This is a genomic window from Glutamicibacter endophyticus (assembly GCF_048457885.1).
Lineage (GTDB): Bacteria > Actinomycetota > Actinomycetes > Actinomycetales > Micrococcaceae > Glutamicibacter > Glutamicibacter endophyticus.
In genome coordinates this window covers 1,609,648-1,632,952 of record NZ_CP174200.1, presented here as the reverse complement: position 1 = coordinate 1,632,952, position 23,305 = coordinate 1,609,648, and the positions used below count along the sequence as shown (strand labels likewise).

Genomic DNA, 23,305 nt, shown 5'->3' with positions numbered 1-23,305 from the left:
CTGCGAGCCGCATCATACCAAGAGGCCAGTGCGCCGGGAGATCAGTCCCGGCCCACTGGCCCTTGTCATCCGATGGTGAGTTCGGCTCCCTATCGCAAGGAAGCGCGGGTGTCGCCCTCAACGCGAGGACTTCGCGGCTGGGTCAGTAGCGAGAGCACCACGAGCACTACCAGCGTGATCGGCAGGGAAATGATGATGGCGTTGATCTGCTCGGAGAGACCCTGCACCTCCCAGGTGATGGTGACGACGCCACCGACAATCATGGCTACGGCCACCGCCACCCCGGTGGCGCGAGCACACTCCGCCTCGTGACGGTGCATCGAATATGCAATCTCGATCGATGGTGGAAGCGGGCGACTGTCCTAGGAATACGGAGCGTTCGTGAGGCCCAGACCAGTGCCCTAAGTACTTCTAAAGCGCATAGGCACCGATCTGCTGGGTGCCCTGCAGAGTACCCGATTGAAGAGTTCGGGACGCACCTTTAGGCACAATCTGCGAACGTGTACTACGGTCGGCAAGTCGTCAGCAACCATTCACGGGATCTGTCGCACTGGCTCGGCCGGCTACGGCGTGGTCGTTGGCGCGCCTAGGCTCGTCGCCTTCGTCTAACGCCGCGCACAACGGCAATCACGACATTGGTTAGTGCGTCCAGGTAGCCGAGGACCAGAATAGTGATGAGCAACCACGCCGGAAGCCACAGCTGTTGCCAATCGATGCCCACGAGCACGAACGTGAAGATCGCTGCCTCGAGCAAGCCCCAGAGCAATTGCAGGCCGGGCCTCCACGACATTGTGTTGAAGAAGCTCGGTGTCGCGCTGCTCTTGCGCATTTCGGTCGCGGTGGCTCGGCCTAGTGCCTTCGCGAAGCCCACCGATTGGATGGCTACGGAGCCCGTGGGCGCTCCAGACTGTTCCAACAACTCGGCCGCTTCACTCCGGTAGCCGAAACCGGCCAGAACCTGTTCCACCGCCTGCTGACTTCCGAAGCCGGGCAACACGCGTTTGAGTACCTCAATGTGTTCGGATGTGACACCGACGCCGCTTAGCTCTTCCAAGCCTTCGACATCCACCGAAACATAGTGGCTTTCCAGTGCCTGAAGTTCACGCAAGGCCTCGGTCCCAGGCTCGGGCTGGATCGCGGCACTAGCCATGACCGGCCAGATATGTACCCACGCCGGTGCCCCGAGGAGCTTCTTGGACTGCTTGGAGAACCAAAAACTCGCCACATACCGTGCACCGGAGCGACTGAACATAATGGCCGGATACTGATCAGCTCCGGGCCCGTCGTCGGGCATGAACTCATCGCACACCGCCAGCGCCGAGCCCTCCGACTCCCCTGACTCCAGCAGGTGCCAGGTGGCTTTTGTCGCAGAGGCAAGTATGAGCATGTCGGCCTCGTTGAGCTTGCCGGTCAGCACGGTACGCCCGGAGGGCGTGGCCTCGAGCCGCGGATCGGCAATGGGTTCGCCGCTTTGCGCCTCGAGGTCATCTTGATCCACGTACAGGGCACCGGTGCCAAGTTTCAGGGCGAGGGCGAAGTCCTCCACCTGTTGTCCGAGCCGGACGTTGCCTTCGGCCGTGGTCAACAAGATCAGCCCTTCGGCGTTCACCGCGATACCGACTTCCACGATGACCAAGCCATTCCATGGCACCGGGCGGGAGACCAGCGCAATGACCTCGCGCTGCGCCAGCACGGATCGCACGGCCTGCTCGGCCTCCTGCGCGGAGGTGTCCTGGAAGATAAGCGTCAGGGCGGCAACCAGCGATTCAGGCTGGTCGCCGCCCTGTACATCTGGGTGGCTACTTATTGCCAAGATACTTCTCGAAGCCCGCCGGTAGGTTCAGGCTCGACGCATCGAAATCCTCCGGCACGTTCCCTGACCCGAAGGCCGACCCGCTGGGGGCGTTAGCCTTCTTGGTTTTGGCCTCGAGCTCGGCCTGGGCGGCCTTGGCCGGATTACCGTACTTCTGCTTCTTGCCCTTGGCCTTACCCTTGGCCTTGCGAGCCGCACCCTTGCCGGCACCGGGCATCCCCGGAATACCGCCACCGGCGGCCATCTTCTTCATCATCTTCTGCGCCTCGGTGAAGCGCTCAAGCATCTGGTTCACCTCGGAGACCGAGACGCCCGAACCCTTAGCAATACGGGCACGGCGCGAACCATTGATGATCTTCGGTGCCACACGCTCATGCGGAGTCATCGAACGAACGATCGCCTCAACACGGTCGATCTGGCGCTCGTCAAACTGTTCAAGCTGCTGACGCGAAATCTGCGCACCGGGCATCATGCCCAGCAGCTTCTTCATCGAGCCCATCTTCTTGATCTGGGCCATCTGGGCGAGGAAGTCGTCCAGCGTGAAGTCTTCCTGGTCGGCGAACTTCTTCGCCATCCGCTCGGCTTCGCCCTTATCCCAGTTCTTCTCGGCCTGCTCGATCAGGGTGAGCACGTCGCCCATGTCCAGGATGCGGCTGGCCATGCGATCCGGGTGGAAGATCTCAAAGTCGTCCAGGTTTTCACCGGTGGAGGCGAACATCACCGGCTTGCCGGTGACCGAGGCGACCGACAGGGCGGCACCACCACGGGCGTCACCATCGAGCTTGGACAGCACCACGCCGGTGAAGTCCACGCCCTCGTGGAAGGCCTGGGCGGTGTTGACCGCGTCCTGACCGATCATCGCATCGATGACGAACAGCACTTCATCCGGGTTGATGGCGGCGCGAATATTTGCGGCCTGCTCCATCATTTCGGCGTCCACGCCGAGTCGTCCGGCGGTATCGACGATCACCACGTCATGCAGCTTGGCCTTGGCCTCGGCCACACCGTCGCGGGCCACCGCCACCGGGTCACCGGTTACGGCGTCGAACTCCGAGGATACTCCCGGGTGCGGGGCGTAAACCGGCACGCCGGCTCGCTCACCGTTGATCTGCAACTGCTTGACCGCGTTCGGGCGCTGCAAGTCACAGGCCACCAGCATCGGGGTGTGCCCCTCGGACTTGAGGTGCTTGGCGAGCTTACCGGCCAGCGTCGTCTTACCGGCACCCTGCAGACCGGCGAGCATGATCACCGTTGGAGGGTTCTTAGCCAGGTTGATGCGACGGGTTTCGCCGCCGAGGATGGCCTTGAGCTCCTCGTTGACGATCTTCACGACCTGCTGTCCCGGGTTCAGCGACTCGGAGACCTCGGCGCCGAGGGCGCGCTCCTTGATCTGGGCCACGAAGGCGCGCACCACGGGTACGGCCACGTCGGCGTCCAGCAGAGCGCGGCGGATTTCGCGTACCGTACCGTCGATATCGGCCTCGGTGAGCTTACCCTTGCCTCGCAGGTTCTTGAAGGTAGCTGTCAGGCGATCGGAAAGTGAATTGAACACGTGCCGGGCACTTCTTTCGATAGGTCTGTGGGCGCGCATGAAAACGCACAGGACTCGACTTACAAGAATATCAACAATCGGCCCAGCAACTAATCGAACCCGCGTTGCTGTGCCAAATATCTTTCTCACTCTGCTATCGGCCGCCTCGATCCGCCGATCAGCACCGCCGGGCGCCAGCACCAAACACCCTATAGGCGCAGACCAGCGGCCACTCACGCGTGCCACGGACTTTTCAGAACGTTGACGTTTCCCGAACGTTACCCGTGAGTCCCGGGAACCTGTTGAGAGCCACTGTGCGCTGCCCTAGCGTGAGAGATCCGAGCAGCACCCTGCACACGGAGGAGGAATTCAGATGACGACACCCGAGCACACTTCCCCACACGATGAGACCCAGATGGCGCTCGATAACCCGGTCACCCGATACCCCAAGATCGAGCCACCTAAGCAGGACCAGCCCGAACCGGGCCTCGACGCCAAACTCGAACCGCGCGCGGACCACGGCGAGGATAGCTACCAAGGCACCGGACGCCTGAAGGGACGCAAGGCGCTGATCACCGGTGGCGACTCGGGCATCGGTGCCGCCGTGGCCATTGCCTTCGCGCGCGAAGGGGCCGATGTGGCCATCGCCTATCTTCCGGCCGAGGAAGAGGACGCTCGCAAGATCCTGCGCGCCATCGAAGCCGAGGGACGCCAAGCGGTAGCCCTGCCCGGCGATTTGCTCGAGGTGGAGTACCGCAACGCGCTGGCCGATGAAGCGGCCCGGCAGCTCGGTGGTCTCGACATTCTGGTGAACAACGCCGGCAAGCAAATCGCCATCGAACGGCTCGAAGACCTCAGCGACCAGCAGGTGATTGAAACCTTCCAGGTGAATATCTTGGCCATGTTCGCCATCACCCGCGCGGCCTTGAAGCATCTACCCCAGGGCGCAAGCATCATCAACACCACCTCGGTTCAAGCCTACGAACCTTCGCCTACCTTGTTGGATTACGCCTCAACCAAGGCCGCGATCAACGCCTTCACCAAGGGCCTGGCCGTGCAACTGGCACCTCGGGGTATTCGCGTGAACGCGGTGGCCCCCGGCCCAATCTGGACGCCACTGCAGGTCTCGGATGGCCAGCCGAAGGAGAAGCTGCCGAAGTTCGGGCACAACGTACCGTTGGGCCGTGCCGGACAACCGGTGGAACTGGCCCCGGCCTACGTGTTCCTGGCCTCGGCCGAGTCCAGCTATGTGATCGGCGAGACGCTCAACGTCAATGGTGGCAAAGCCACCCCATAGCCGCCACGCGCCAAGGGCACCAGCGATCCATCCGGATTGCTGGTGCCCTTGCTCTGTCTCCGGGCCATCACGCACCGTGCCGGCTAACAGTCCCGCAATTCGTCGCCCGAAGCATCGAGCTCGATGTTCCGCCGTTCATACTCCCGCTGGCTGAAGGTCGCACGTTGCACGGACTGCACTTCATCGAAGCTCGAGCCGATGGCACCGCCGAGCGTACCCAGCGAGGCGGCAAGCCATGCCAGGTTCAGATACTCGCGGATCGTCGCCTCATGGTTGAGCTTAAAGGACAGGAACGCCTGATCGATGATGACCAGTGAACCCAGTAGTAGCGCAATAAACAGCAAGGCATACATGGCTGCGGCCGCCAACACCACGGTGAACACCGTCGCCAGGTTATACAGCAACAGCTTTTCCTTACGCCGCGCACCCGTGGGCTTTTCCCATAACCGGTTATGGAACAGCAACCAGGTGCTGAGCACCAAGATGCTCAAGACCGTGATCAGTGCCAGACGCCACGAGCTGAGATAGTCCGCCATGGACCAGATACTCGTATAAAACACGCCAAAGGCTCCGGTGGCCGCCGCACCGGCGAGCGCCGAGGAAAGCCGAGGCACCAGCCGCCAGGGACGGTTGACGAGGATCATTCCCATCACGAGCCAGATGCGTCCGCGCAATCCTTCAATGCTGTCGCAGTGATCACCGGCATCATTGGCGTCATCCAGTCGCCCCTTGACGCTCAGGGCCTTACCCAGCGGGGTGGGCTCGGGCCCGGGCTTCGGGCGTCCGTTGAGTTCGGAGAGAACTTCCATAAAGGCTTTGATCACCGAGCGGCGTCGCGGAAGCCCGAGGCTGGGCAGGACCACGGTGGCCGCTGCGAACCTCGTATTGATAATCGAGCGCACCGGGCGGCCCTGTTCGTACTGGGGCACGTCGGTCAGGTAGATGACGAAGTCCCAGCCGAACTTCTCGCGCATATCCGATACGTGTTTATTGAGAATGACCTCGCCGGAGTCGTTCATCGGTAGGGTCACCGAGTCGACGGTGACCCTCCATCGGGCGTGATCGAGGTGGGTCTCGTTGAGCTTTTCCTCTAGGCGTTCGACGACCCGGTCGGCCAGGGACTGCGCAATGCCGGGGTCTGCCAGCAGGCCCACCGATCGGGTGGGAAGATCTGGTTCGTTCATCAAGCACCTCGGGTTCTAGGGTGTCGGTGGCATGGTCGGCGCATCGTCCGGGTGGGACGGCGGATCCTGCCCTTGGGCATCTGGCTCGCTGATTAGTCGATGCGTGCCCCCTGCCCGTCGAGGGCCGCCAGGTAGTCGGCGAAGCCTTCCCGCAAGCGGCCGCGCAGGCGTCCGGATGTAATGGCCTGCAACTGTGCGGAGGCGTCGATGCGGTAACCGGCGGTCCGCAGGGCCGCCACGAGTGCCACGTCTTCACGTGCCGCTAAGGGCGGAAAGCCTCCGACGGCCTCATAGGCCGCCGCGCTGACCCCCAAGTTGGCTCCGTGGATATGGTGGTGGCCATCCACCGGTCGGTAGGCGGCGCGCCACAGCCGGTACAGTTCGGCGTCCAGTTCCTGCCGGTCGGGTTGCACCGTTCCGGCCACGGCGTCGGCTCCGGCCGCCCGGCGACCGGCCATGGCCGTTAGCCAGTGCACCGGCACCCGCGTATCGGCATCCGTGCAGGCCAGCCACACCGATTGAGGGTGCGTGCGTTGACCGAGTCCCTGGAGCGCGAAGCGTACCCCGGCGGCCCGGCTGGCCCCGACATTGCCCAACTGCACTTCAAGCATGGATAGTCGCGGGTCATCTAGCATCTGTTCTTGCAGGATCCGGGAGGTTTGATCCGTGCAGCTATCAAGGACAAAGGTGGCGCCGATGGCGACCCGTGGGTGTTGGGCGGTGAAGCAATCCATGGCGGTTCGCACCGAACGTAGACAGCCGGCAATGAGTTCTTCTTCGTTATGTGCCGGGATGACAATGACCATGGCTTCTAGGGGGTTACGCATGTTCACCCCCGGGTTTCTGGAATACCTCCAGCAGGAAGTCCTGTTCCCGGTGCTCGAGTAGCCGCCGCCAGTCCAGTGCCTGGGCCATCCGGTGCACGGCCTGCCCATCTAGCGGCCACCCTTCGATGGGGTGCAGCCAATGGCAGAGAAGAAGTTCGCCTCCGGGCCGCAGGACCTCGGCGCTGTGCCGGAGGGTTTGGGCTAGTTCGTCGGCGGCTAGGAAGTACCCGATTTCGCTCAGTACCACCAGATCTATTGAGCCGGGCTCGAGCGGTGGCCATTGCCCGGGTAACGTCGCTTGCACAAGGGTTACGTGCGCTAGGTCCGCAACCTGGGCTCGGGCTTGGGCCAAGGCGGTGGCGCTAGCATCCACGCCGACCAGCCGGTCGCTGCGCGCAGCCAATTCGGCGGTCTGTAGCCCGATGGAGCAACCTAGCTCCAGGACGGCGCCGTAGCGGGCGCGCGGTAGCGAGGCGAGCACAATGTCCTGTTTGCGTTGCTCGTAGCGGCTATTGCGGTAATCCCACGGGTCACCGCGCTGAACATAGAGGTCTTCGAAAACCTGTGCGGCGACGGCGGCGTCCTTCTCGCCCAGCCAGGTGACGCGGAAGGTTTCCTGCGCACGGTGAAAATGCTCGAGAACGTGCCGATCGAGCAGAACTTCGTCGCCGGGTAGCTCCGAGAGCGGTTGGACTTGACTTTGGTGGGCGGCGAGGGCGGCTTCTTTGGCCACGTGGTCGGCCTGGGTCAATTCGAGCCGGTGCCAATGGGTCCATCGGTTGTCGTTTTCCGGGTGCGCCCAATGCCAGTACCAGATGGGGAATTCTAGGTGGGTCACCGACGCCTGGGCCGCTTGGCGGGCTACCAGCCGGCCGAGCACCTCGTGGTCGGTGTGTCCATCCTCGCGGTAGGTGCTGGCCACCACGCATGGACCTTGGCCGATGAGGTCACCGAGCAGGGTTTCAAGCTCTGCTTCATGGGATGCCAGCTGTCCATCGGGCAGGCCGGGACAGCGCAGGTGCAAGTTGCCGTGCCCGTCGACTCCCTCACCTAGCGCCTGCATGGCCGCGCGCAGTTCGGCTTCGCGCAGGGTTGCTAGCTCTTGTGGGGTGTGCGTCGTCGAATCCGGGTGCGAGCCCTCGCCCATGGTGCACACAACGACGGTCACCTCGAGGCCCACGCCCAGCGCGCGGTGGATGAGTCCGCCGGCACCCAGGGTCTCATCATCGGGGTGAGCTGCCACCACGAGCAAGCGTGTGGCTCCGTCGAAGACTCGAGCGAGGTCGATCGGCGGCAACTCTTCTAGGCCGTGCTGCGCCCAAAGTTGTGCGGCGGTTCCGGTATCACGATGGCTGAAGCTCACCATGAAAACGCCCCTTGAGTGGCCCGCTCGGTAAGCACCATGCGCCCGAGAGCCGCGTCATCACGGGCGGCGTGATGTTGGCGAAGGTAGATGCCCAAGTCGGCGACGCGCCGGGCATGCACTTCATCGGTGGCCAACGGACCGGGGCCGGTGGCCTCGGCGCTAATCTGCAACACGCGTTGACACACCGAGGCCACATGGCCGCGGACCCGGGCGGCCGTGAGTGAGTCCAGTGAACCCTCGTCGGCTCGTAGCGCGGCCTGACCCAAGAGTTCGGCAGCGCTACACATGAGCCGGTCGGCCTCACCGATCCACGCCAAAGCCAGCTGGTCCGGTTCCCGCCGCCGGGCGCTATCAATCAGGTGCCGCAACACACCCACGGCTCCCCCGAACCAGCAGGCGGCGACCCCGACTCCACCGACGGCAAAACCCTCACGCTCGAGATACCATCCCGTTTCGCCCACCGGGGTGGCGCACGCCCCGTCGAATTGCACCGAACCACTGGGGAGTTGCGCCATACCGCGACTGACCCACTGCGAGGGAAGCACGCTGACACCCAGGCCGTACATCGGCACCGCAAACAATCGACGACCCTGCGCGGTGTGCGCGGTGATCAGCGCGTGAGAGACGCGTTCGGCCAAGGAACACCACGGTTTGACCCCATGCAGCGTCCAGAAGCCACGAGTGGCGGGCTTCGCTTCAAGTTTCATATTCGGGCCCTCGGCCGCGTAGACACCCCACGTCCTTCCCGGCTGCCAAGGCAGGTCGGCTTGGCGCAGAATAGCGGCGGCGTCCAGATGCGGTTCCAAGGTTCGAGCCGCCACCAGGTCGATGGCTGCAACGGTCGCCAGCATCTCCCACAATCTGCGGGTCTGGCCCGTTCCCGGAACGGGAGGATCCATGATGTCTGCCGCCAAGGCCCGTAGCATCGGCTCGGGACTGCCATCACTCTGCGTGGCCGCTTCGAGAACGGCGTCGGCGCCCGGCCACCATGTGGTTTCGGCCGGCGGGTCCGGAACGGTGGTGGGCTTGCTGAATGTCACTGCCCGATGGTCCATTGAATTCCTCCTGAACTTTGGCTCAGTCTAAAGAACTCGCAATCAGGTCGTCCCAATACTGTTAAGCACCTGAGAATACGCTGACTAGTGTGTTTGTCTTTTCGCAAAAGGCCGCAGAAATAGCCTGGTTAGTGCAGTGCAACGCGGCGGCTCGCCAGTGCATCGCAGCGTGCCCAACAGATTTAACCGCTGTTCTCGACAACTACCGGCACCCGCCCGCGGGCGTACGGGTCTGCTAATAGAAAGGAGGGCACCCCACTGTGGGGTGCCCTCCGAACCGGAGATCGAGTCGAAGGAACGATCCCCGTCTGTTCGCTTTCTGCCCCGGCGGTAGCCGCCGGTGAGTGGATAGCTACTGGAGATGACCCCGGTGGCTCCGGTGTTCATCAATAGATTCAGCTACCCCTGAAAACGAATACTGGATAAGTGACGCGTGGATTGAGAGCACCACGCGTTGGGAAGCAACGTCCGCTACGACAGGAGCGACGTCTTCTTCTTACTCGTCCGTCCACTATCGCCCGATTCGAACACCGGGATCCAGTGGGCGACCGCGCTGTGCTGCCAATACTCCACGCGGAAGGTAGCAACGCCGTCGTGTGCCACCTGCTCGAACAGCGACTGGATCGTCGCGTCTGCAGGATGGGCCTCAACAACTGCTAGCCCGGCATTTGGAACGGACACGTGCATGAAATTTAGTTCGCCGTTGTCCTCATTGAGCAGTGCGATAAGCACTGCCCGCCCATGCACGGATGCCAATCCCATGGTGTCGCTCAACAGCTCCTTGGGCGTCGCGATGACAATGGGCATCCCCTGCACCCAGCCATATTGGCTCAGGTGTTCCCGACCTTCTCGTGATCCGAGTACCTCGGCCACTAGATCGGCGGTCCTGGATCGAACGATGCGTCCTGGCACTTTTGAAACCTCCACTTTCTACGTAACTGTCCGAGTACTCCCCATGAGTCACGCTGCACCACCTTTGGATCTTCAATTGGCGCTACTGCACCAATCCGAAATCCGGAATAGGCAAGCAGAGTGTTATTTCAACTTATCCTGAAACTCCAGATAACGGAACGATAAACCTGCGGAGTTTAAAAAAATTTCATGTCAGCTAGGACTTGTAGACGAATGGATAGCGTCTGTGGCCGACTGTCGATAACGACGGCCGAATTTATCATCAATTTGTCTGCATCAATACCACTGAGCGATCAGAACTGCTCAAAACTTTGGATTGACGTATTACAGAGGCCAGGATGAGGGTCTTCATTGTCCCGTACGCCACGGGCACCTTGCCCGCACCGCCATTAATTACGGCCCGTACTGACAACGCTACGGGGCGCGCCTTGTGATTCGCTGACCGGGAACACTAAATCAACGGCATACCGGAAAATGCCGAAATTTCGGGGCAGAATACCCGCGCATCACGTGCACCAACCAGCAGGCCCGACGTTGGCGCGAAAGTATCACCTTCCCGCGTCGATGGACACTCGCTTTGCTCCTCCTAGAGGGAACCTTGGAAACACATGAGAATTTAGGTTTTGGTTTTCCCTCCCGGCACAGCCCTAGTAACGTCCGAAACAGACGGTGCGTTCTTAATACCCACCGTCCGCCATCTCAACTTCACTGCAAGGGAGAAAACATGTCGAACACGAAAAGCACTCCGGCGAGCAAAACCCGCAAAGAAAATGCTGAAGGTGGCTTCGTCGCCCCGGCTGTCCTGCGCGACTCGTTGCAGTCGGTGCTGATTCAACTGCTCGACTTGCAGCTGGTAGGCAAGCAGATCCACTGGAATGTCGTGGGCCCCAACTTCCGAGATCTTCATAAGAATCTCGATGAGATCGTCGCCATCGCTCGCCGCGGTTCCGACGAGATTGCCGAACGTATGCGTGCCATGCACGTAACTCCGGACGGGCTGGCCGCCACCATCACCAAGTACACCGAACTGGATCAGCCTTCGAACGGGGAAATCCTGACCACCAACGCCGTGGACCTCATCGTCAAGGCCTTGGAAGCAACCGTCGGGGTCATGCGTGAGGTTCATGATCCGGTGGACGAGGCGGACCCAACCACCGCGGATATTCTGCACGAGTACATCGCCGCTCTTGAACAGCAGGCCTGGTTCATCAGCGCCGAGACGCGCAAGCCCTAACCTGCCATAACCCAAGTGCGCAGGACCGAAGCATTGCTTCGGTCCTGCGCACCGTTCTATCCGCACCTAGTCGGCTAGTGCCACGCGGTCTGTCTGGCCCAGGCCGGCGGTACTACCTACATGCGCATCTCGCTGTGCGCATTGGCCAGTACCTGACTAATCGAGCCCCGTGCAAAGGCTTCTCGTTGGCGCACCGCGCCATTTCCAACCTCCAGAACGTTGCGTAGCGAATGCACCGCAAAGTCGTAGTCCCCACTGGCGCGTAGCGCCGTCTCACAGGTGCGCAGGAGCTTAGACATCAGATCTCGCGGAGTGACCGTGCAACCGTCCCAGGGGTTAACGTGATTTCCGGTCAGCCCATGCTTCGCCGCCTGCCAGAAGGCAATATCCAGTACTTCGGGCAAGAACTCCGGCAGGTCGCTGCCTGATTGCAACGCTGTGTCGACCAGCGCACGAGCCAGCACGGCCAAAAGTACCGAATCGTGTGCGCGAAGTTGCGAGTCTGCCACACGTAATTCGATGGTCGGGTGGTTTTCCGACAGCCGCACCGACCACCCAATGTGCCCTTGGTCGGTAACCGCCTCGGTCTGGATAAGGGTCTGCAGGCGACGCTCATAATCGGCCGCATCGGCAAAGACTGGCGGTATCCCCTGCACCGACCACTTCCGGTAGTGAATATTCCGCCATGACGAAAACCCACTGTCGGTGCCACGCCAGAGCGGCGAATTCGCACCCAGCGCACAGAAGAGCGGCAGCCACGGCCGCAGAAAGTTCAGTGCGGTGACCCCGGCTGTCCGATCTGGGATCGAGACATGTATATGTAATCCACACATGTAGTGCTCGTTGGTGATTCCCGGCATTGACGCGTCGATCTCGCGATAACGCTGATTATTGGTCACCGCTGAACTCTTCTGCGCGATCATTGGAGCCGCGCCGAGCCCGGCAACAATCATCGAGGAGCCTTCGGCGTGCTGTGCCAAGGCGCGACGAAAACTGCTGAGTTCTTCGATGGCCTGATTTCTGTCCTCACAGATCGCGCTGGCATATTCGAGCTGGCACGCCAACAATTCATGTTGCACCTGCCCATCGCGTTGCGCGTCGAGCAATTCCTTGAAAGGGTTCGGATCCGGTTCAGCGGGCAGCCCAGTCTCCGCATCCAACATGAAAAATTCTTCTTCAATACCGAAGCTGCTCATGGCAATCCCCCTTCTGTCGGCCGAGGGCCGGTACGTCCATATGGCGGGCGGTCACCCGGGCACTAAACCCATGCCATCAGAGTTTCACCCGGTGAAAGCCGCTACAAGACCACCCTGCCCCGAAAGCTCCCGAAATATGCTGTGCTTTGAGGTCGAGCGCTACCCACTAGGGGCGACTTGTGCTATATAAACTGCCTGCTCATTCCCGAGTGTCGGTCCGTATCTTATAGATGCCTGAATGTTCTAGCGCGCCCGAGCATGGTTGCCTAACCTGTACGTTAACGAGCGCAAGCTTCTAGCAACCTATGGTCAGGCGAGAGGTGAAAATATGGCAAGCACGAACGACTCCAGCCGCATCAAGGACGAAGAACTGTACGACGAGCTGCGCGAGGAAGGGAACTCCAAGCAGAAGTCGGCACGCATCGCTAACGCCGCGGCTCGTGACGGACGCTCGAAAGTGGGCAAGCGCGGTGGAAAATCCGGTAGCTACGAAGACTGGACCGTGGATGAACTCAAGTCTCGGGCCAAAGAAATTGGCCTGAAAAACTACTCGAATAAGCGTAAGCAGGAGCTCATCGATATGCTCCGCAACAGCTAGCACGTGGTTAGCGGTGGACAGGCAGCTTCTACCACCTTCTGCACCTGACACCACCCACCACAGACCCAGCCCCCAAGCCACGTGGCGGAAGGAAGGACACAGAACATGACCTCACCAAATGCACAGGAGTCGTCGCACCGCCCACGCCGCGGCCTGTGGTTACTCATCGGCGGCATTGTCGTCGCCGGTTTCTTCCTTACCTTCCTGCTCATTTCGCAGAGCGCGGCCACGTCACTGACGCCCATGTGGATCGGCGTGGCTTGGGGTACCCTCATGGCGGTCTGGGGGCTGTACCGGCTGCTCAAAGGGCCCAGCAAGCTCGACCACCCGCAGGGTGGCACCGACGCTGGAGCCTGAGCACTTAGATAACCGTGGGCCCCGTCGGTAGATGCCTGCGGGGCTCGGCGGCGCACCTTAAGCACTGAGTACTCAGTGCCGTCCTAGTTTTCCTTGGGATCGTGAACTATACGCGATCCCCCAATGCACCGAGGGTGAGGATATCGTTGAGAATCTGGAAACCGGAGTATTTTAGGCAGCCCGCCCTGATTCTGATCGATATGCAAAACGCCTTCTTCGAGGCACCGGAGTTGGCTCAGCAACGCCGGCAGGTGGTCGACGAATGCAACCGACTCATCGATGCCGCACGGGATCACGGACTGCTGATTGTCAACGTACGCACCATCCACCAACGCGATAAGTCCACCTGGACACTGAGCATGCTGGAAGACGACCAAGGTTTCCTCTTCGAGGGAACCGAACAGACCCGCAACCTGCCCGAACTGCACATCGGTGATTGCCCGCAGATCATCAAACATCGCGATAGCGCGTTTTGGCAGACCGACCTCGATGAACTGCTCCGCGCCCACCGGATCGGATCCCTTATTCTGGCTGGCGTAGCCTCCGACTCCTGCGTGGCCTCCACGGCCGGAGATGCCTTCGCGGCGAACTACCGCGTGGCCATCGCCAAGCAAGCGGTCGCCTCCGCCGATCCGGATTTCGAGCAGAGCACGCTACATCAGCTGGAGGTGCTTCACCGCCAGCCTTCACTGGACACACAGACGCTGATCGACGCCCTTGAACCCCGAACCTAGGGCCAGCGCGGGCTGGTTGCCGAGCCGTAGCCATCGACGGCGGTTCGGCTCATCATCCTTGGGCCGCCCCAACGAACGCCCTGCTAATGGGCCATAACCGCACGGCGTTCCGACTCTGGGCTGTCCTGTGCTGGCGCTGTTCCCGGCCCCGGACCACGACCTCCTTGACAGCAACGGCGCCCTAGAGAAGGGTAAGGGCCATGACAGGGCTCGAGTCTCGGCGCTATGCCATCGATGCGATGACGGCGTTGCGTATTGTTCGCGATCACCGCGACATTGCTGCCCGGCACCGCCTCGTTGGCCCAAGTGTGCTGCGTAGCCACGTGCTATCGCTGCTCTATCGCCAGGTCCGCCAAGGGACGCTCGATGAGAAGACAGCGCGGCAGGAGCTCGAAGGAATCGCGAGCCTCAAAATCCGGCTACTCGGTGACCGAGTATCGCGAGCGACCGCATGGAAGCTGGCGCTGCAACTGGACTGGGATGACACCAAGCTGGCGGAATACCTCGCCGTTGCCACACTACAAGCCGACGCCCTGATCGCGGGCGATGCACACCTTGTTGCCGCGGCAGCGAATATCGTTCCCCTCGCCAGCTACGAGATACTGTTCTCGTAGGGCACGGTAGCTCACCTCGTGGTGGCGTGGCGCTCTTCGCCAGCCGCCCGATACGGTCGAGAGAGTCCGGGGCACCGACCGCTATCAAGCACACCACGAGAGTTCGGTAAGTGGCTGGGGACGCGAGTCCCCAGCCTCACCAGCGAGGATGAGTGCCACCTAGCGCGGACGGCTAGGCCACTTCCCGAGGTTGGAGAAAGAAGCCTGGCAATTCGTCGACTGGCGCCACGACCACGTCATAGGACTTCCAGTCCGTTTCCTCCAGATCCTCGCGAACCTGACGCAGCCGCTCCTCGGTGAGCTCGCCGGCAATCGGCACCACGAAGGCTTCAATGTGCATCACCTGACCCAGCTCGCGAGCACGGATGGCGAAGTCCTTGATCCAGCCATAGGTCTTCAGCTGCGCTTCCAGCTTGGTGATCAACGGGTGCGGATCGGTGCCATCGTAGGAGGTGGACCGACGATCTAGCAGGTCCACGATCGCCGACTTCGTGTTCGTCCATCCGTCTTGAATGATGCCGGCGGAAATCACCAATGCCGCGGCACCGTCCAGCCACCAGATACCAAAGGCGATGCCTCCGACACCGATAACCGATGCCAGGTTGGTCTGCCAGTCGGCCTTGGCCATCTTCGCGTCCGCGTGTAGCAATTTATTGTGCAGCGGTTTCGACGCCTTGATCTTCAACCGGCCGAGGATCACCGCCGGTACCGATAGCACGACCATTACGGTGATCATCAGCCAGCCTTGCCAGATGGTGTGGCCGAAAAGATTCATGGTGCCGATGGTGGGATGCTCGGCCTTGACCAGACCCGACACCGCTTCATACACCAGCATCCCACCCACTGCGAGCAGGGCTACGCCGGCGACGAGGTGTCCGGCGCTCATGCTGCGGTGATAGCCGTAGGGATGGGTTGGGCGCCGTGGCTTACGCACCACAAGACAAGCGATGAGAAAGGCCAGCTGTGGAAGCACGGACAGCATGTCTTCCACCCAAGCCGTGCGCATGGCCTGCGAGTTGCCAACCACCAGCGCCACGGCGGTGATCGTGCAGGCCGCGTACCCGATGCTGGCCCACTCGAGACGGGTAGCCCGGCGCATCTGCTGTTGTTGTTCGCGCGGTAAGTGCGTGCCGGCTTCGGGGATCATGGCATCTCCTGGGTCTGGTCGAGGAAATATTCCAGCTCACTCAAGAAGGCGTTCTCCCCCGGCGGGACCAAGAGCACCAGTTTCTCCTTCTTACCCTTCTCATCGGTGATCTCGGCATAGGGACGGGTGATCCCCACCTTCTCCGACCACGGGGTTTTACTGCTGATTCCCCCGACCACGAGATCCAGCTCGTTTTCCTCGAGCTTTTTCACCAGGCTTTCCTCGCCGCCGAGCACAAATTCCGGCTGAGCTCCAAGATGCGCGGCAAACTCCTTGCTCAGTTCCACATCGGGGCCACCCAAGGAACCGCCATCGATCTTCACGAGCTGCTCATGCGGGGTGACACCCACGCGCAGGGTGTCGTTGCGCACCGAATCCAGCGTTCCTTCCGGATCCATCGGCAACGACGAGGCACACCCACTGAGCGCCAAGGCCAACCCGCCACAGATTAGGGCCACAACACCACGAAGCCGCCGAACTCTCTTCGACCTCATTGAGATTCCTCCCGTTACTCGAAGTACTACCCATCCACTCTGTGTTGCTTTGAACATACTGAGCAGCGTGCCGCGAACCCAGTACTCGCGGGGAACTGTCAGGATGCACAGCATCACTGTGGGATGCGACCCCGCAAGGCGGCCGCATCCCACTGAGACTTAGACGTTATTACTCAGCGACCGGGAAGCGCTCCCAGGCACGGTGCGACGCCAACAGCTCTTCCATCGAATCGCCTACCGCGGGGAGCTCGACGGTTCCAACCCCGGGCGCGTCATCCACAATGCCCGCGGCGTCCAACAACCCATCGCACTGCCCATCGAGGCAGAGTATCGCCTTGCTGTGCCGGTAGACCTCGTTCACCAGCAAGGACACGCGGGGATCCAGCGGGACCGCACCGGCCGAGGGTGCCCCCGCCTTTGCGTCGAGCGGAACCACGGAGTCTCCCGCCGGTGGCAACGGGCCGATCAGGATGAGCGCGTCAAACTCGATGGATCGGGCGGTGAGGTAGGTGCGATCGATTTCCTGGCCGGCTGCGGTCTTCCCGCCCTGCGAGGACACCAACAGCGGACTCATACCGCGATCGGCGAGCGCCTGGGTGATCTGCTCCAGCCCATCCTCGTTGCCGCGGTTGAACACGATCCCAACCTTCCGGCCATCGACCGGCCAGGTCCCACCGATCTGCGAAAGGGCCGGGCTGGTCTCGGTGGCTGAGGGTTCTTCGCCCACCGCCGGTGCCTCAAGCCCCAGTGCACCTGCCACCGTGGCGGCCAGCTCCCCGTCGATCTGAGCCAGACAGTCGATTTGGCGCTGACGCACGGTGTTATCGGTGCACTTGCCGAGTTCGAACGAATACGCCTGTTGAATGTGGGCGCGTTCATGGGCGGTCATGCTTTGATAAAACAATCGCGCCTGGCTGTAGTGGTCGGAGAAGCTCGCTGGTTCCTTACGCAGCTTCTGCGTGGCTGGCAACTCCTGCGGGAAGTCCAACGGGGCGTGCTCGCCGGAGGTGACCTGCGCCAGGTATGGGCACCCGCCATCCATGGAGTTGGGTTTGTAGGGTGCGATCCCCTGCGGCACATTGTGTTGGTGGTAACCGTCGCGGAACATGTCGTTGACCGGCGAATGGGGCCGGTTGATCGGAATCTGCGCAAAGTTCGGCCCGCCAAGACGGGTGATCTGCGTATCCAAGTACGAGAAAAGCCGGGCCTGCAGCAGCGGGTCGTCGGTTACGTCGATGCCCGGGACAAGGTGGCCCGGGTGGAAGGCAACCTGTTCGGTCTGGGCGAAGTAGTTCTCGGGGTTCCGGTTCAGCTGCATCTTTCCCAGCGCCTGTACCGGGGCGAGTTCTTCGGGGACGAACTTCGTCGGGTCGAGCAGGTCGATCCCCTCGAAGACGGCGGTCCCATCGTCCGGGAAGATCTGCACCCCCAATTCCCACTCTGGATACTGCCCCGCATCGATGGCCTCGGCCAGGTCACGACGGTGGAAGTCGGGGTCGGCACCCGCGGCGAGCTGGGCTTCTTCCCAGGTGAGCGAGTGCACGCCGAGGCGAGGCTTCCAATGGAATTTCACCAGGGAGGACCGGCCTTCGGCGTTGATCAACCTGAAGGTGTGAACACCGAATCCCTCCATCATCCGGTAGGAGCGCGGGATGCCGCGGTCGCTCATATTCCACATGGTGTGCGCCTGCGCCGGTGTGTGCAGGGAGACGAAATCCCAGAAGGTGTCGTGGGCGGACTGGGCCTGAGAGATCTCCAGATCCGGGTGTGGTTTGACCGCGTGCACCACGTCGGGGAATTTGATGCCGTCCTGAATGAAGAAGACCGGGATGTTGTTGCCCACCAGGTCGAAGACGCCCTCTTCGGTGTAGAACTTGGTGGCAAAGCCGCGGGTATCGCGGGCCGTATCCATGGATCCGCGTGATCCAACCACCGTGGAGAAGCGAACGAAAACGGGTGTGGCCCGCCCGGGCTTCAGAAAGTCGGCTCGGCACAATTCTTCGGCGTTGCCGTAACTGGTGAAGACACCATGGGCGCCGGCTCCGCGCGCATGCACCACTCGCTCGGGAATACGCTCATGATCAAAGTGCATGATCTTCTCGCGCAGGTGGTGATCCTGTAGCAAGGTGGGGCCGCGCTCGCCGGCCTTCAGAGAATGATCGGTGTCGTAAACCGGTGCGCCTTGGGTCGTCGTTAGGCTCTCGCTGTCCTGGCCCGGACCGGAAATTTTAGGGGTTTGGTTCGGCGAAGATTGCTGGGCTGGTTCGTTGGTCAATGCACACTCCTAGCTCTTATCCAAAACGTGCTGGATGTCTGCCACGCTAGGTAATCAAAGCACCGGAAGCCAGCGCGCCCAATAATTCTCATGATTCTCACATAAAACCACCACAGCCGCTCTAGTTGCGAACTATTGATCCATCCACCGGAGCTTCACCGAGTAGGGCGCCTTGACGGCTGCGTAGTAGGTCGCGGCACTCGCGCCGGGCCCCGCGCCCTAGGCAGAGAACGAATCCGGGTGATACTGGGAAGATGGATCGATCCTTATTCGAAGCCGACGCATTAGAGGTCGCACCGAAGCTACTGGGCGGGGTGCTGCGCGTGAACAGCGTCGAGGGTGTGGTGGGGATACGGCTCACGGAGGTCGAGGCCTATCACGGAGTGGGCACGCCCGGGCCCTACGATGCCGGGTCGCATTCGCGGAACCGGCGTACCGAACGCAATGCCGCAATGTTCGGAGAACCGGGGTGCGCCTACGTGTATTTGTCCTATGGGATCCATTACGCCCTGAATCTTGTCTGCTCCCCGCCGGGCATCGCCTCGGCGGTCCTGCTTCGCGCCGGAGAAGTCATTGAGGGTGTGGAGTTAGCCCGGGCGCGACGCACCAGCGGGATTAGCGACCACCAGCTGGCCCGCGGGCCTGGCAATCTCGGCCAAGCCCTAGGAATCACGCGCGCGGAGCACAACGAGCGAGATCTTGGCGAAGATCCCTTTGAGTGGGAACCGCCAGCTAGCGCTCCCACCCATTTCGCCCGCGGGCCGCGCGTGGGTGTCGCGCTGGAAGCCGGTGGGCCACTATTCCCGTGGCGGTTCTGGCTTCCCGGCGAGCCCAGTGTCTCTTCTTTTCGTCGCGGCCGCAACGCTCCGGCCTGGAAATTCCAGCCGGAGCGTGATGTGCTGCCGTGGTCCTTCCTGCAGCCCTAGAAACTCCAGGTCCAACCGCCGGTCTGATCCGGGTCATAGATCACCTGACCGGTGGCGTACGGCGAGTCAAGCATCAGTTGTCCGCGCACCTCTTTGCCGGCTCCAACGGCAATGTCCAGCGGATTCTCCAGTGCACAGGAATAACTGGCGACGGTGTCGAGCTGGTTATTCAAGGCCGCATCGGGACCCGCAGAAGTCGCGAAGACCGAGGCGTCCAGTGGCATCAGGGCGATCTCTTCCTTCACCGTCTTGGCGGCCGAGGCGTCGAGCCGGGCGCTGACATCCAGCAAAAGAAAGGTACCGTTCTCCGGCGTAATGGTCGTACCATAGCCGCGCAGTTCGCAACTCTCGAGCGCCTTAACGCTGTGGACGGTGATCTCGAAGGAGGGCTCCGTTTGCCCATCAACGGTGAGTTTGCCCGGCTCCCCCAAGACCTTGAGCACATTCGCCTTTGTGTCGGTGTGCACCTGAGCCCCGGTTTGTGGATCCTTGGCCGCCACGTCGGCGGTGCTGCGCAAGGCCTGATCCCCCGGTGATTCGGCCACTGCCTTATCGGCCTGATCCCCCAGGAGCACTCCGCTGGAGCTAACCGCGAGCAGTGCTGCGGCAGCGAGGGTAATTTTGTGGATCGTTTTCATCAGAATCGTCAATCCCTTCAGGTCTCGTAGCCGCTGGCTACGAGCGTTTGAGGAAGTCACCGGAGTCGATATAGCGACCGGACTCCTTGACCACACGCTCCGAAAAGTCGGTGGTCTTATAGGTCCACGATTGTGAACCATCGGTCATCGTCACCCGCTGGCGGGTATACATGGGACGGCCATCGTATTTGAGCTGGCCTTCATAGACATCGAGCTTCTGCAGCATGCCCGGTCCTCGTGACGGTGAATACTGGAACTGCTCGGCCACCACGCTCTTGGGCCCATCGGTCAAAAAGGTCCAATTCGGGTTCCACAGCTGATAGAGCGAGGTATTGGCTATACGTTGATCCATGATCTTTTGCTGCCAACCATCCATGACGTTGTACGCCGACTGTCCGGTGCGCAAGGTTCCATACACGGCCACCGAATAAGGCGCAGCACGCACCAAATCGTTGGCTGCGATCACATAGCCGGTGTACTTGCCGTATTTCACCCGGACCCAGCCACCCGGCGCCGTACCGGTGACCGTCACCTTCATGCCGGGGTTCATCCAAAGAATCGCGGAGTCATAAGGGTAGGCTTTCGGGGTTTTACGCAACGGCACACGATGTTCGGTGAAACGGCCATAGGGGTCGACCGAGGTGGTCGGTGGCACACAGTCCGGTTGCGGACGGTTGGTAACCTCGGTCCACACCCAGCGCCCGTTGTGCCAGACCTCGTCTCCGCGGTTGGCCGAACTCCACCGTGAGTAGCGCACCCTGGTGCCGCAGGCGATGCTACCCACCCGTTGTGCGGTGTTCTTATCCGCCCGGTCGTAGGTGGCTCCGTTACGTTGGGCGTATCGGTACTCGGCACGCGGTGCGCTGCGATCGGTGTTCGAGGCCCACACCCAGCGCCCGTTATGCCAGACCTCATCCCGCCGGTGCGTCGCATTCCAGGTCGCAAATTTCACCTTGGTCCCCACGTGGAGCGTGCCAACGGCCTTGTCGCTGCCGGGATCGGCCCGGTCATAGACGGTGGCGGTGTATTGCGCGTAGCGGTACTCGATCTTCGGTGGGTAGCGGTTGGTGGCCGAGGTCCAGACCCAGCGTCCGTTGAGTTTAATGTTGTCGCGCTTATTCACCGCGTCCCAGGCCCGGTATTCGACCTTGGTGTATTTGCGGATCGTTCCCACTCGCTGGCCGGTGGCTCTATCGGCGCGATCGTAGGTGGCGCCGGTGTATTGCGCGTAGCGGTATTGGCTGGTGCTCGCCGTGCCGTACCTGATGTAGTTGGTGTGGACCCAGCCATTTCTTGAGCCCCAGACGGCCTTGGCCCAGTCTCCGCTCACGCTACCGGTGAGCCAGATTTTACTGCCGTAGGCCATGACCCCGAGCGAGGTCGAGCTGCTCGTGGGTTGCGAGCGCAGATGCAGGTTTGCGGTCGTCGTGGCCGATCCGACGAATGCGGCGTTGGCCTCGGATTCCTCTATGACAGTCGACGGTGTGGCCACGGTACCAGCTCCAGCCGGAGATACCACCAGGCTCAGCGAGGCCACGATGGCGAGCAACATCAGTATGGATTTCGGGTGACGGTACGTCATGGTCCCTCTTTCGGGCGCGACACGTCTTCCTTGGCAGACGTCGATGATATTCACGCGCCGGTTGTGAGTGATGAAACCCCACCATGACACGAGACCGCCATTAATTCAAGACCTTGGAATTGTTGAGGCCAAGACGCAACCAAGAAGTTACCTTTCATTCTCGCGACACAAAACAGCGGCCGAGCCAACAAGGATTTGCTCCTTGTCGGCTCGGCCGCTTCTGATGCAATACGCGAGCTGCCTGTCAGCTGGTGGTTAGCGCTGCAGCTGGTAGCCTTCTTCGTCGTGTTCGTGGCTGTCGATACCAGCCTGTTCCTGTTCGGCGCTGATACGCCATGGGACGATCTTGTTGATGACGGTGGCGATCACCCAGGTGGCTACCGCCGAGAAGATAATGACCACTGCACACATCACCAGCTGCGAGATCAGCAGTTGGAACCCGCCACCGTAGAATAGTCCGCCGGCACTTTCCTCGCTCGGCAGTGCAATGAAGCCCAGGGCCACGGTGCCGATCAAACCGGCAACCACGTGCACTCCGACAACGTCCAGCGAGTCATCGTAGCCCAGCTTCCACTTCAGATTCACGGCCCAACTCGAGGCGGCACCGGCAACGAAGCCCAACACCAGGGCCATACCCGGAGAAACGTTGGCACATGCCGGGGTGATGGCCACCAGACCGGCGACCAGGCCGGAGGCGACACCGGTCGAGGTGGGGCGCGAGCCACGAACTCGTTCGATAACAACCCAACCAAGAACTGCGGTGGCCGGAGCGGCCAAGGTGTTGACCCAGATCAGGCCGGCTTCCTCGACGGTGGTGGCCGCACCAGCATTGAATCCAAACCATCCGAACCAGAGCAGCGCGGCACCGAGCATCACCAACGGGGTGTTGTGTGGCTGCGGACGATCATGGAAGTTGTGGCGCTGGCCGAGCTTCAGGGCTAGAACCAGAGCGGCGATACCGGCATTGGTGTGAACCACGGCACCACCGGCGTAGTCGATGGCTTCACCGAAGATGCTTCCAATGGCACCGTCTGCACTGAGCAGCCCGCCACCCCAGACCCAGAAGGCCACCGGTGCGTAAACCAGCGAAACCCATACCGGCACGAAGATCAACCATGCGCTGAAGCGCGTACGGTCGGCGATGGCGCCGGAGATAATAGCCACCGCGATCATGGCGAAGGTTCCAGCGAATCCGGCAGCCAGCAGGTCAGCCGGGTCGGTGTTCTCTAGTGCAAATTCGCTGAGGGGGTTGCCGATGAATCCGGCAATGGCCGGCTGTCCGGCCACTAACGAGTAGCCCCAGAGGACCCAGACCACTGCGCTTAGTGCAGCAGCTGAGAAGCTCATCAGCATCATGTTGATGACGCCTGTCGAACGAGTCATGCCACCGTAGAACAGTCCGAGTGCCGGTGTCATCAGAAGCACGAGCGCCGCAGCCAGCAGCGTCCATAAATCAGCGGTTGAAAGGTCCATGGCAGGTTATCCCCTCTTGGGATCACAGTGATGAAAAGTTGTCTCACAGTTC

Annotated in this window: 22 protein-coding genes; 7 read left to right on the top strand and 15 right to left on the bottom strand. The window is 61.5% G+C overall.

What is annotated here, in order from left to right:
* Nucleotides 1-89: 89 nt before the first annotated feature.
* The 3 genes from ACJD00_RS07590 to ffh all read right to left on the bottom strand — a co-directional run bounded on the left by ACJD00_RS07590 (nt 90) and on the right by ffh (nt 3,365).
* Complete coding sequence (locus tag ACJD00_RS07590; protein ID WP_418909180.1) at nt 90-320, bottom strand: hypothetical protein; 231 nt, start codon at nt 318-320, stop codon at nt 90-92.
* A gap of 266 nt (nt 321-586) precedes the next feature.
* Nucleotides 587-1,813 carry a hypothetical protein gene (locus tag ACJD00_RS07585; protein WP_418909179.1) on the bottom strand — a complete coding sequence of 409 codons (1,227 nt, stop codon included), beginning with the start codon at nt 1,811-1,813 and terminating at the stop codon, nt 587-589.
* Nucleotides 1,800-3,365 (bottom strand): signal recognition particle protein, encoded by a 1,566-nt coding sequence (gene ffh, locus ACJD00_RS07580; protein WP_418909178.1) that lies wholly within the window; start codon nt 3,363-3,365, stop codon nt 1,800-1,802. The genes ACJD00_RS07585 and ffh overlap by 14 nt, the downstream gene beginning before the upstream one ends.
* Nucleotides 3,366-3,717: 352 nt before the next feature.
* On the opposite strand from ffh, the gene ACJD00_RS07575 reads away from it, so the two are divergent.
* Entirely contained in the window at nt 3,718-4,641 is a 924-nt protein-coding gene (locus tag ACJD00_RS07575; RefSeq protein WP_418909177.1) for an SDR family oxidoreductase, read from the top strand.
* An 83-nt stretch (nt 4,642-4,724) separates the two neighbouring features.
* Here ACJD00_RS07575 and ACJD00_RS07570 read toward each other — a convergent pair whose 3' ends face one another.
* From ACJD00_RS07570 to ACJD00_RS07550, 5 genes are all read right to left on the bottom strand, one after another.
* Nucleotides 4,725-5,825 carry a hypothetical protein gene (locus tag ACJD00_RS07570; protein ID WP_418909176.1) on the bottom strand — a complete coding sequence of 367 codons (1,101 nt, stop codon included), beginning with the start codon at nt 5,823-5,825 and terminating at the stop codon, nt 4,725-4,727.
* Between the two features lie 92 nt (nt 5,826-5,917).
* The gene (locus ACJD00_RS07565) at nt 5,918-6,652 is read right to left on the bottom strand and encodes a glycosyltransferase (RefSeq protein ID WP_418909175.1); all 735 of its coding nucleotides are present in this window, start codon (nt 6,650-6,652) and stop codon (nt 5,918-5,920) included.
* The gene (locus ACJD00_RS07560) at nt 6,645-8,018 is read right to left on the bottom strand and encodes a PIG-L family deacetylase (RefSeq protein WP_418909174.1); all 1,374 of its coding nucleotides are present in this window, start codon (nt 8,016-8,018) and stop codon (nt 6,645-6,647) included. Before ACJD00_RS07560 ends, ACJD00_RS07565 begins: the two co-directional genes overlap by 8 nt.
* Nucleotides 8,012-9,058 carry an acyl-CoA dehydrogenase gene (locus tag ACJD00_RS07555; RefSeq protein WP_418909173.1) on the bottom strand — a complete coding sequence of 349 codons (1,047 nt, stop codon included), beginning with the start codon at nt 9,056-9,058 and terminating at the stop codon, nt 8,012-8,014. The genes ACJD00_RS07560 and ACJD00_RS07555 overlap by 7 nt, the downstream gene beginning before the upstream one ends.
* Nucleotides 9,059-9,544: 486 nt before the next feature.
* Nucleotides 9,545-9,985 carry a hypothetical protein gene (locus ACJD00_RS07550; RefSeq protein WP_418909172.1) on the bottom strand — a complete coding sequence of 147 codons (441 nt, stop codon included), beginning with the start codon at nt 9,983-9,985 and terminating at the stop codon, nt 9,545-9,547.
* Nucleotides 9,986-10,709: 724 nt separating this feature from the next.
* Here ACJD00_RS07550 and ACJD00_RS07545 point away from each other — a divergent pair.
* Nucleotides 10,710-11,219, top strand: coding sequence for a DNA starvation/stationary phase protection protein (locus tag ACJD00_RS07545; RefSeq protein ID WP_309407394.1), 510 nt, complete (start codon nt 10,710-10,712; stop codon nt 11,217-11,219).
* 116 nt (nt 11,220-11,335) lie between these two features.
* Here ACJD00_RS07545 and ACJD00_RS07540 read toward each other — a convergent pair whose 3' ends face one another.
* A complete protein-coding gene (locus ACJD00_RS07540; RefSeq protein ID WP_418909171.1) occupies nt 11,336-12,415 on the bottom strand; it encodes a carboxylate-amine ligase in 1,080 nt (359 codons plus the stop codon).
* A 328-nt stretch (nt 12,416-12,743) separates the two neighbouring features.
* Between ACJD00_RS07540 and ACJD00_RS07535 the strand changes: the two genes are divergently transcribed.
* The 4 genes from ACJD00_RS07535 to ACJD00_RS07520 all read left to right on the top strand — a co-directional run bounded on the left by ACJD00_RS07535 (nt 12,744) and on the right by ACJD00_RS07520 (nt 14,718).
* On the top strand, nt 12,744-13,013 hold the full coding sequence (locus tag ACJD00_RS07535) for a DUF7218 family protein (RefSeq protein WP_418909170.1): 270 nt from the start codon (nt 12,744-12,746) through the stop codon (nt 13,011-13,013).
* A 105-nt stretch (nt 13,014-13,118) separates the two neighbouring features.
* Entirely contained in the window at nt 13,119-13,370 is a 252-nt protein-coding gene (locus ACJD00_RS07530) for a hypothetical protein (RefSeq protein WP_418909169.1), read from the top strand.
* 146 nt (nt 13,371-13,516) lie between these two features.
* Nucleotides 13,517-14,104, top strand: coding sequence for a cysteine hydrolase family protein (locus ACJD00_RS07525; protein ID WP_418909168.1), 588 nt, complete (start codon nt 13,517-13,519; stop codon nt 14,102-14,104).
* 200 nt (nt 14,105-14,304) lie between these two features.
* Entirely contained in the window at nt 14,305-14,718 is a 414-nt protein-coding gene (locus ACJD00_RS07520) for a hypothetical protein (RefSeq protein WP_418909167.1), read from the top strand.
* A 172-nt stretch (nt 14,719-14,890) separates the two neighbouring features.
* Here ACJD00_RS07520 and ACJD00_RS07515 read toward each other — a convergent pair whose 3' ends face one another.
* From ACJD00_RS07515 to ACJD00_RS07505, 3 genes are all read right to left on the bottom strand, one after another.
* Nucleotides 14,891-15,865, bottom strand: a complete 975-nt coding sequence (locus ACJD00_RS07515) for a cation diffusion facilitator family transporter (protein WP_418909166.1) — start codon at nt 15,863-15,865, stop codon at nt 14,891-14,893.
* The gene (locus ACJD00_RS07510; protein WP_418909165.1) at nt 15,862-16,359 is read right to left on the bottom strand and encodes a transporter substrate-binding domain-containing protein; all 498 of its coding nucleotides are present in this window, start codon (nt 16,357-16,359) and stop codon (nt 15,862-15,864) included. The genes ACJD00_RS07515 and ACJD00_RS07510 overlap by 4 nt, the downstream gene beginning before the upstream one ends.
* Nucleotides 16,360-16,528: 169 nt before the next feature.
* Nucleotides 16,529-18,634 (bottom strand): catalase, encoded by a 2,106-nt coding sequence (locus tag ACJD00_RS07505; protein ID WP_418909164.1) that lies wholly within the window; start codon nt 18,632-18,634, stop codon nt 16,529-16,531.
* Between the two features lie 254 nt (nt 18,635-18,888).
* Here ACJD00_RS07505 and ACJD00_RS07500 point away from each other — a divergent pair, with 254 nt between their 5' ends.
* On the top strand, nt 18,889-19,560 hold the full coding sequence (locus ACJD00_RS07500) for a DNA-3-methyladenine glycosylase (protein ID WP_418909163.1): 672 nt from the start codon (nt 18,889-18,891) through the stop codon (nt 19,558-19,560).
* On the opposite strand, the gene ACJD00_RS07495 is transcribed toward ACJD00_RS07500, so the two are convergent.
* The 3 genes from ACJD00_RS07495 to ACJD00_RS07485 all read right to left on the bottom strand — a co-directional run bounded on the left by ACJD00_RS07495 (nt 19,557) and on the right by ACJD00_RS07485 (nt 23,253).
* The gene (locus tag ACJD00_RS07495) at nt 19,557-20,198 is read right to left on the bottom strand and encodes a hypothetical protein (protein ID WP_418909162.1); all 642 of its coding nucleotides are present in this window, start codon (nt 20,196-20,198) and stop codon (nt 19,557-19,559) included. The genes ACJD00_RS07500 and ACJD00_RS07495 overlap by 4 nt on opposite strands.
* Before the next feature lie 37 nt (nt 20,199-20,235).
* On the bottom strand, nt 20,236-21,780 hold the full coding sequence (locus ACJD00_RS07490; protein WP_418909161.1) for an SH3 domain-containing protein: 1,545 nt from the start codon (nt 21,778-21,780) through the stop codon (nt 20,236-20,238).
* Nucleotides 21,781-22,035: 255 nt separating this feature from the next.
* Nucleotides 22,036-23,253 carry an ammonium transporter gene (locus tag ACJD00_RS07485; RefSeq protein ID WP_418909160.1) on the bottom strand — a complete coding sequence of 406 codons (1,218 nt, stop codon included), beginning with the start codon at nt 23,251-23,253 and terminating at the stop codon, nt 22,036-22,038.
* Nucleotides 23,254-23,305 lie beyond the last annotated feature (52 nt).

What these genes read in the sequence shown, in the direction of transcription:
- ACJD00_RS07590 (WP_418909180.1), bottom strand. Translation starts at nt 320, where the DNA reads ATGCACCGTCACGAGGCGGAGTGTGCTCGCGCCACCGGGGTGGCGGTG.
- ACJD00_RS07485 (WP_418909160.1), bottom strand. Translation starts at nt 23,253, where the DNA reads ATGGACCTTTCAACCGCTGATTTATGGACGCTGCTGGCTGCGGCGCTC.
- ACJD00_RS07495 (WP_418909162.1), bottom strand. Translation starts at nt 20,198, where the DNA reads ATGAAAACGATCCACAAAATTACCCTCGCTGCCGCAGCACTGCTCGCG.
- ACJD00_RS07515 (WP_418909166.1), bottom strand. Translation starts at nt 15,865, where the DNA reads ATGATCCCCGAAGCCGGCACGCACTTACCGCGCGAACAACAACAGCAG.
- ACJD00_RS07490 (WP_418909161.1), bottom strand. Translation starts at nt 21,780, where the DNA reads ATGACGTACCGTCACCCGAAATCCATACTGATGTTGCTCGCCATCGTG.
- ACJD00_RS07535 (WP_418909170.1), top strand. Translation starts at nt 12,744, where the DNA reads ATGGCAAGCACGAACGACTCCAGCCGCATCAAGGACGAAGAACTGTAC.
- ACJD00_RS07530 (WP_418909169.1), top strand. Translation starts at nt 13,119, where the DNA reads ATGACCTCACCAAATGCACAGGAGTCGTCGCACCGCCCACGCCGCGGC.
- ACJD00_RS07575 (WP_418909177.1), top strand. Translation starts at nt 3,718, where the DNA reads ATGACGACACCCGAGCACACTTCCCCACACGATGAGACCCAGATGGCG.
- ACJD00_RS07540 (WP_418909171.1), bottom strand. Translation starts at nt 12,415, where the DNA reads ATGAGCAGCTTCGGTATTGAAGAAGAATTTTTCATGTTGGATGCGGAG.
- ACJD00_RS07570 (WP_418909176.1), bottom strand. Translation starts at nt 5,825, where the DNA reads ATGAACGAACCAGATCTTCCCACCCGATCGGTGGGCCTGCTGGCAGAC.
- ACJD00_RS07500 (WP_418909163.1), top strand. Translation starts at nt 18,889, where the DNA reads ATGGATCGATCCTTATTCGAAGCCGACGCATTAGAGGTCGCACCGAAG.
- ACJD00_RS07565 (WP_418909175.1), bottom strand. Translation starts at nt 6,652, where the DNA reads ATGCGTAACCCCCTAGAAGCCATGGTCATTGTCATCCCGGCACATAAC.
- ACJD00_RS07545 (WP_309407394.1), top strand. Translation starts at nt 10,710, where the DNA reads ATGTCGAACACGAAAAGCACTCCGGCGAGCAAAACCCGCAAAGAAAAT.
- ACJD00_RS07560 (WP_418909174.1), bottom strand. Translation starts at nt 8,018, where the DNA reads ATGGTGAGCTTCAGCCATCGTGATACCGGAACCGCCGCACAACTTTGG.
- ACJD00_RS07510 (WP_418909165.1), bottom strand. Translation starts at nt 16,359, where the DNA reads ATGAGGTCGAAGAGAGTTCGGCGGCTTCGTGGTGTTGTGGCCCTAATC.
- ACJD00_RS07520 (WP_418909167.1), top strand. Translation starts at nt 14,305, where the DNA reads ATGACAGGGCTCGAGTCTCGGCGCTATGCCATCGATGCGATGACGGCG.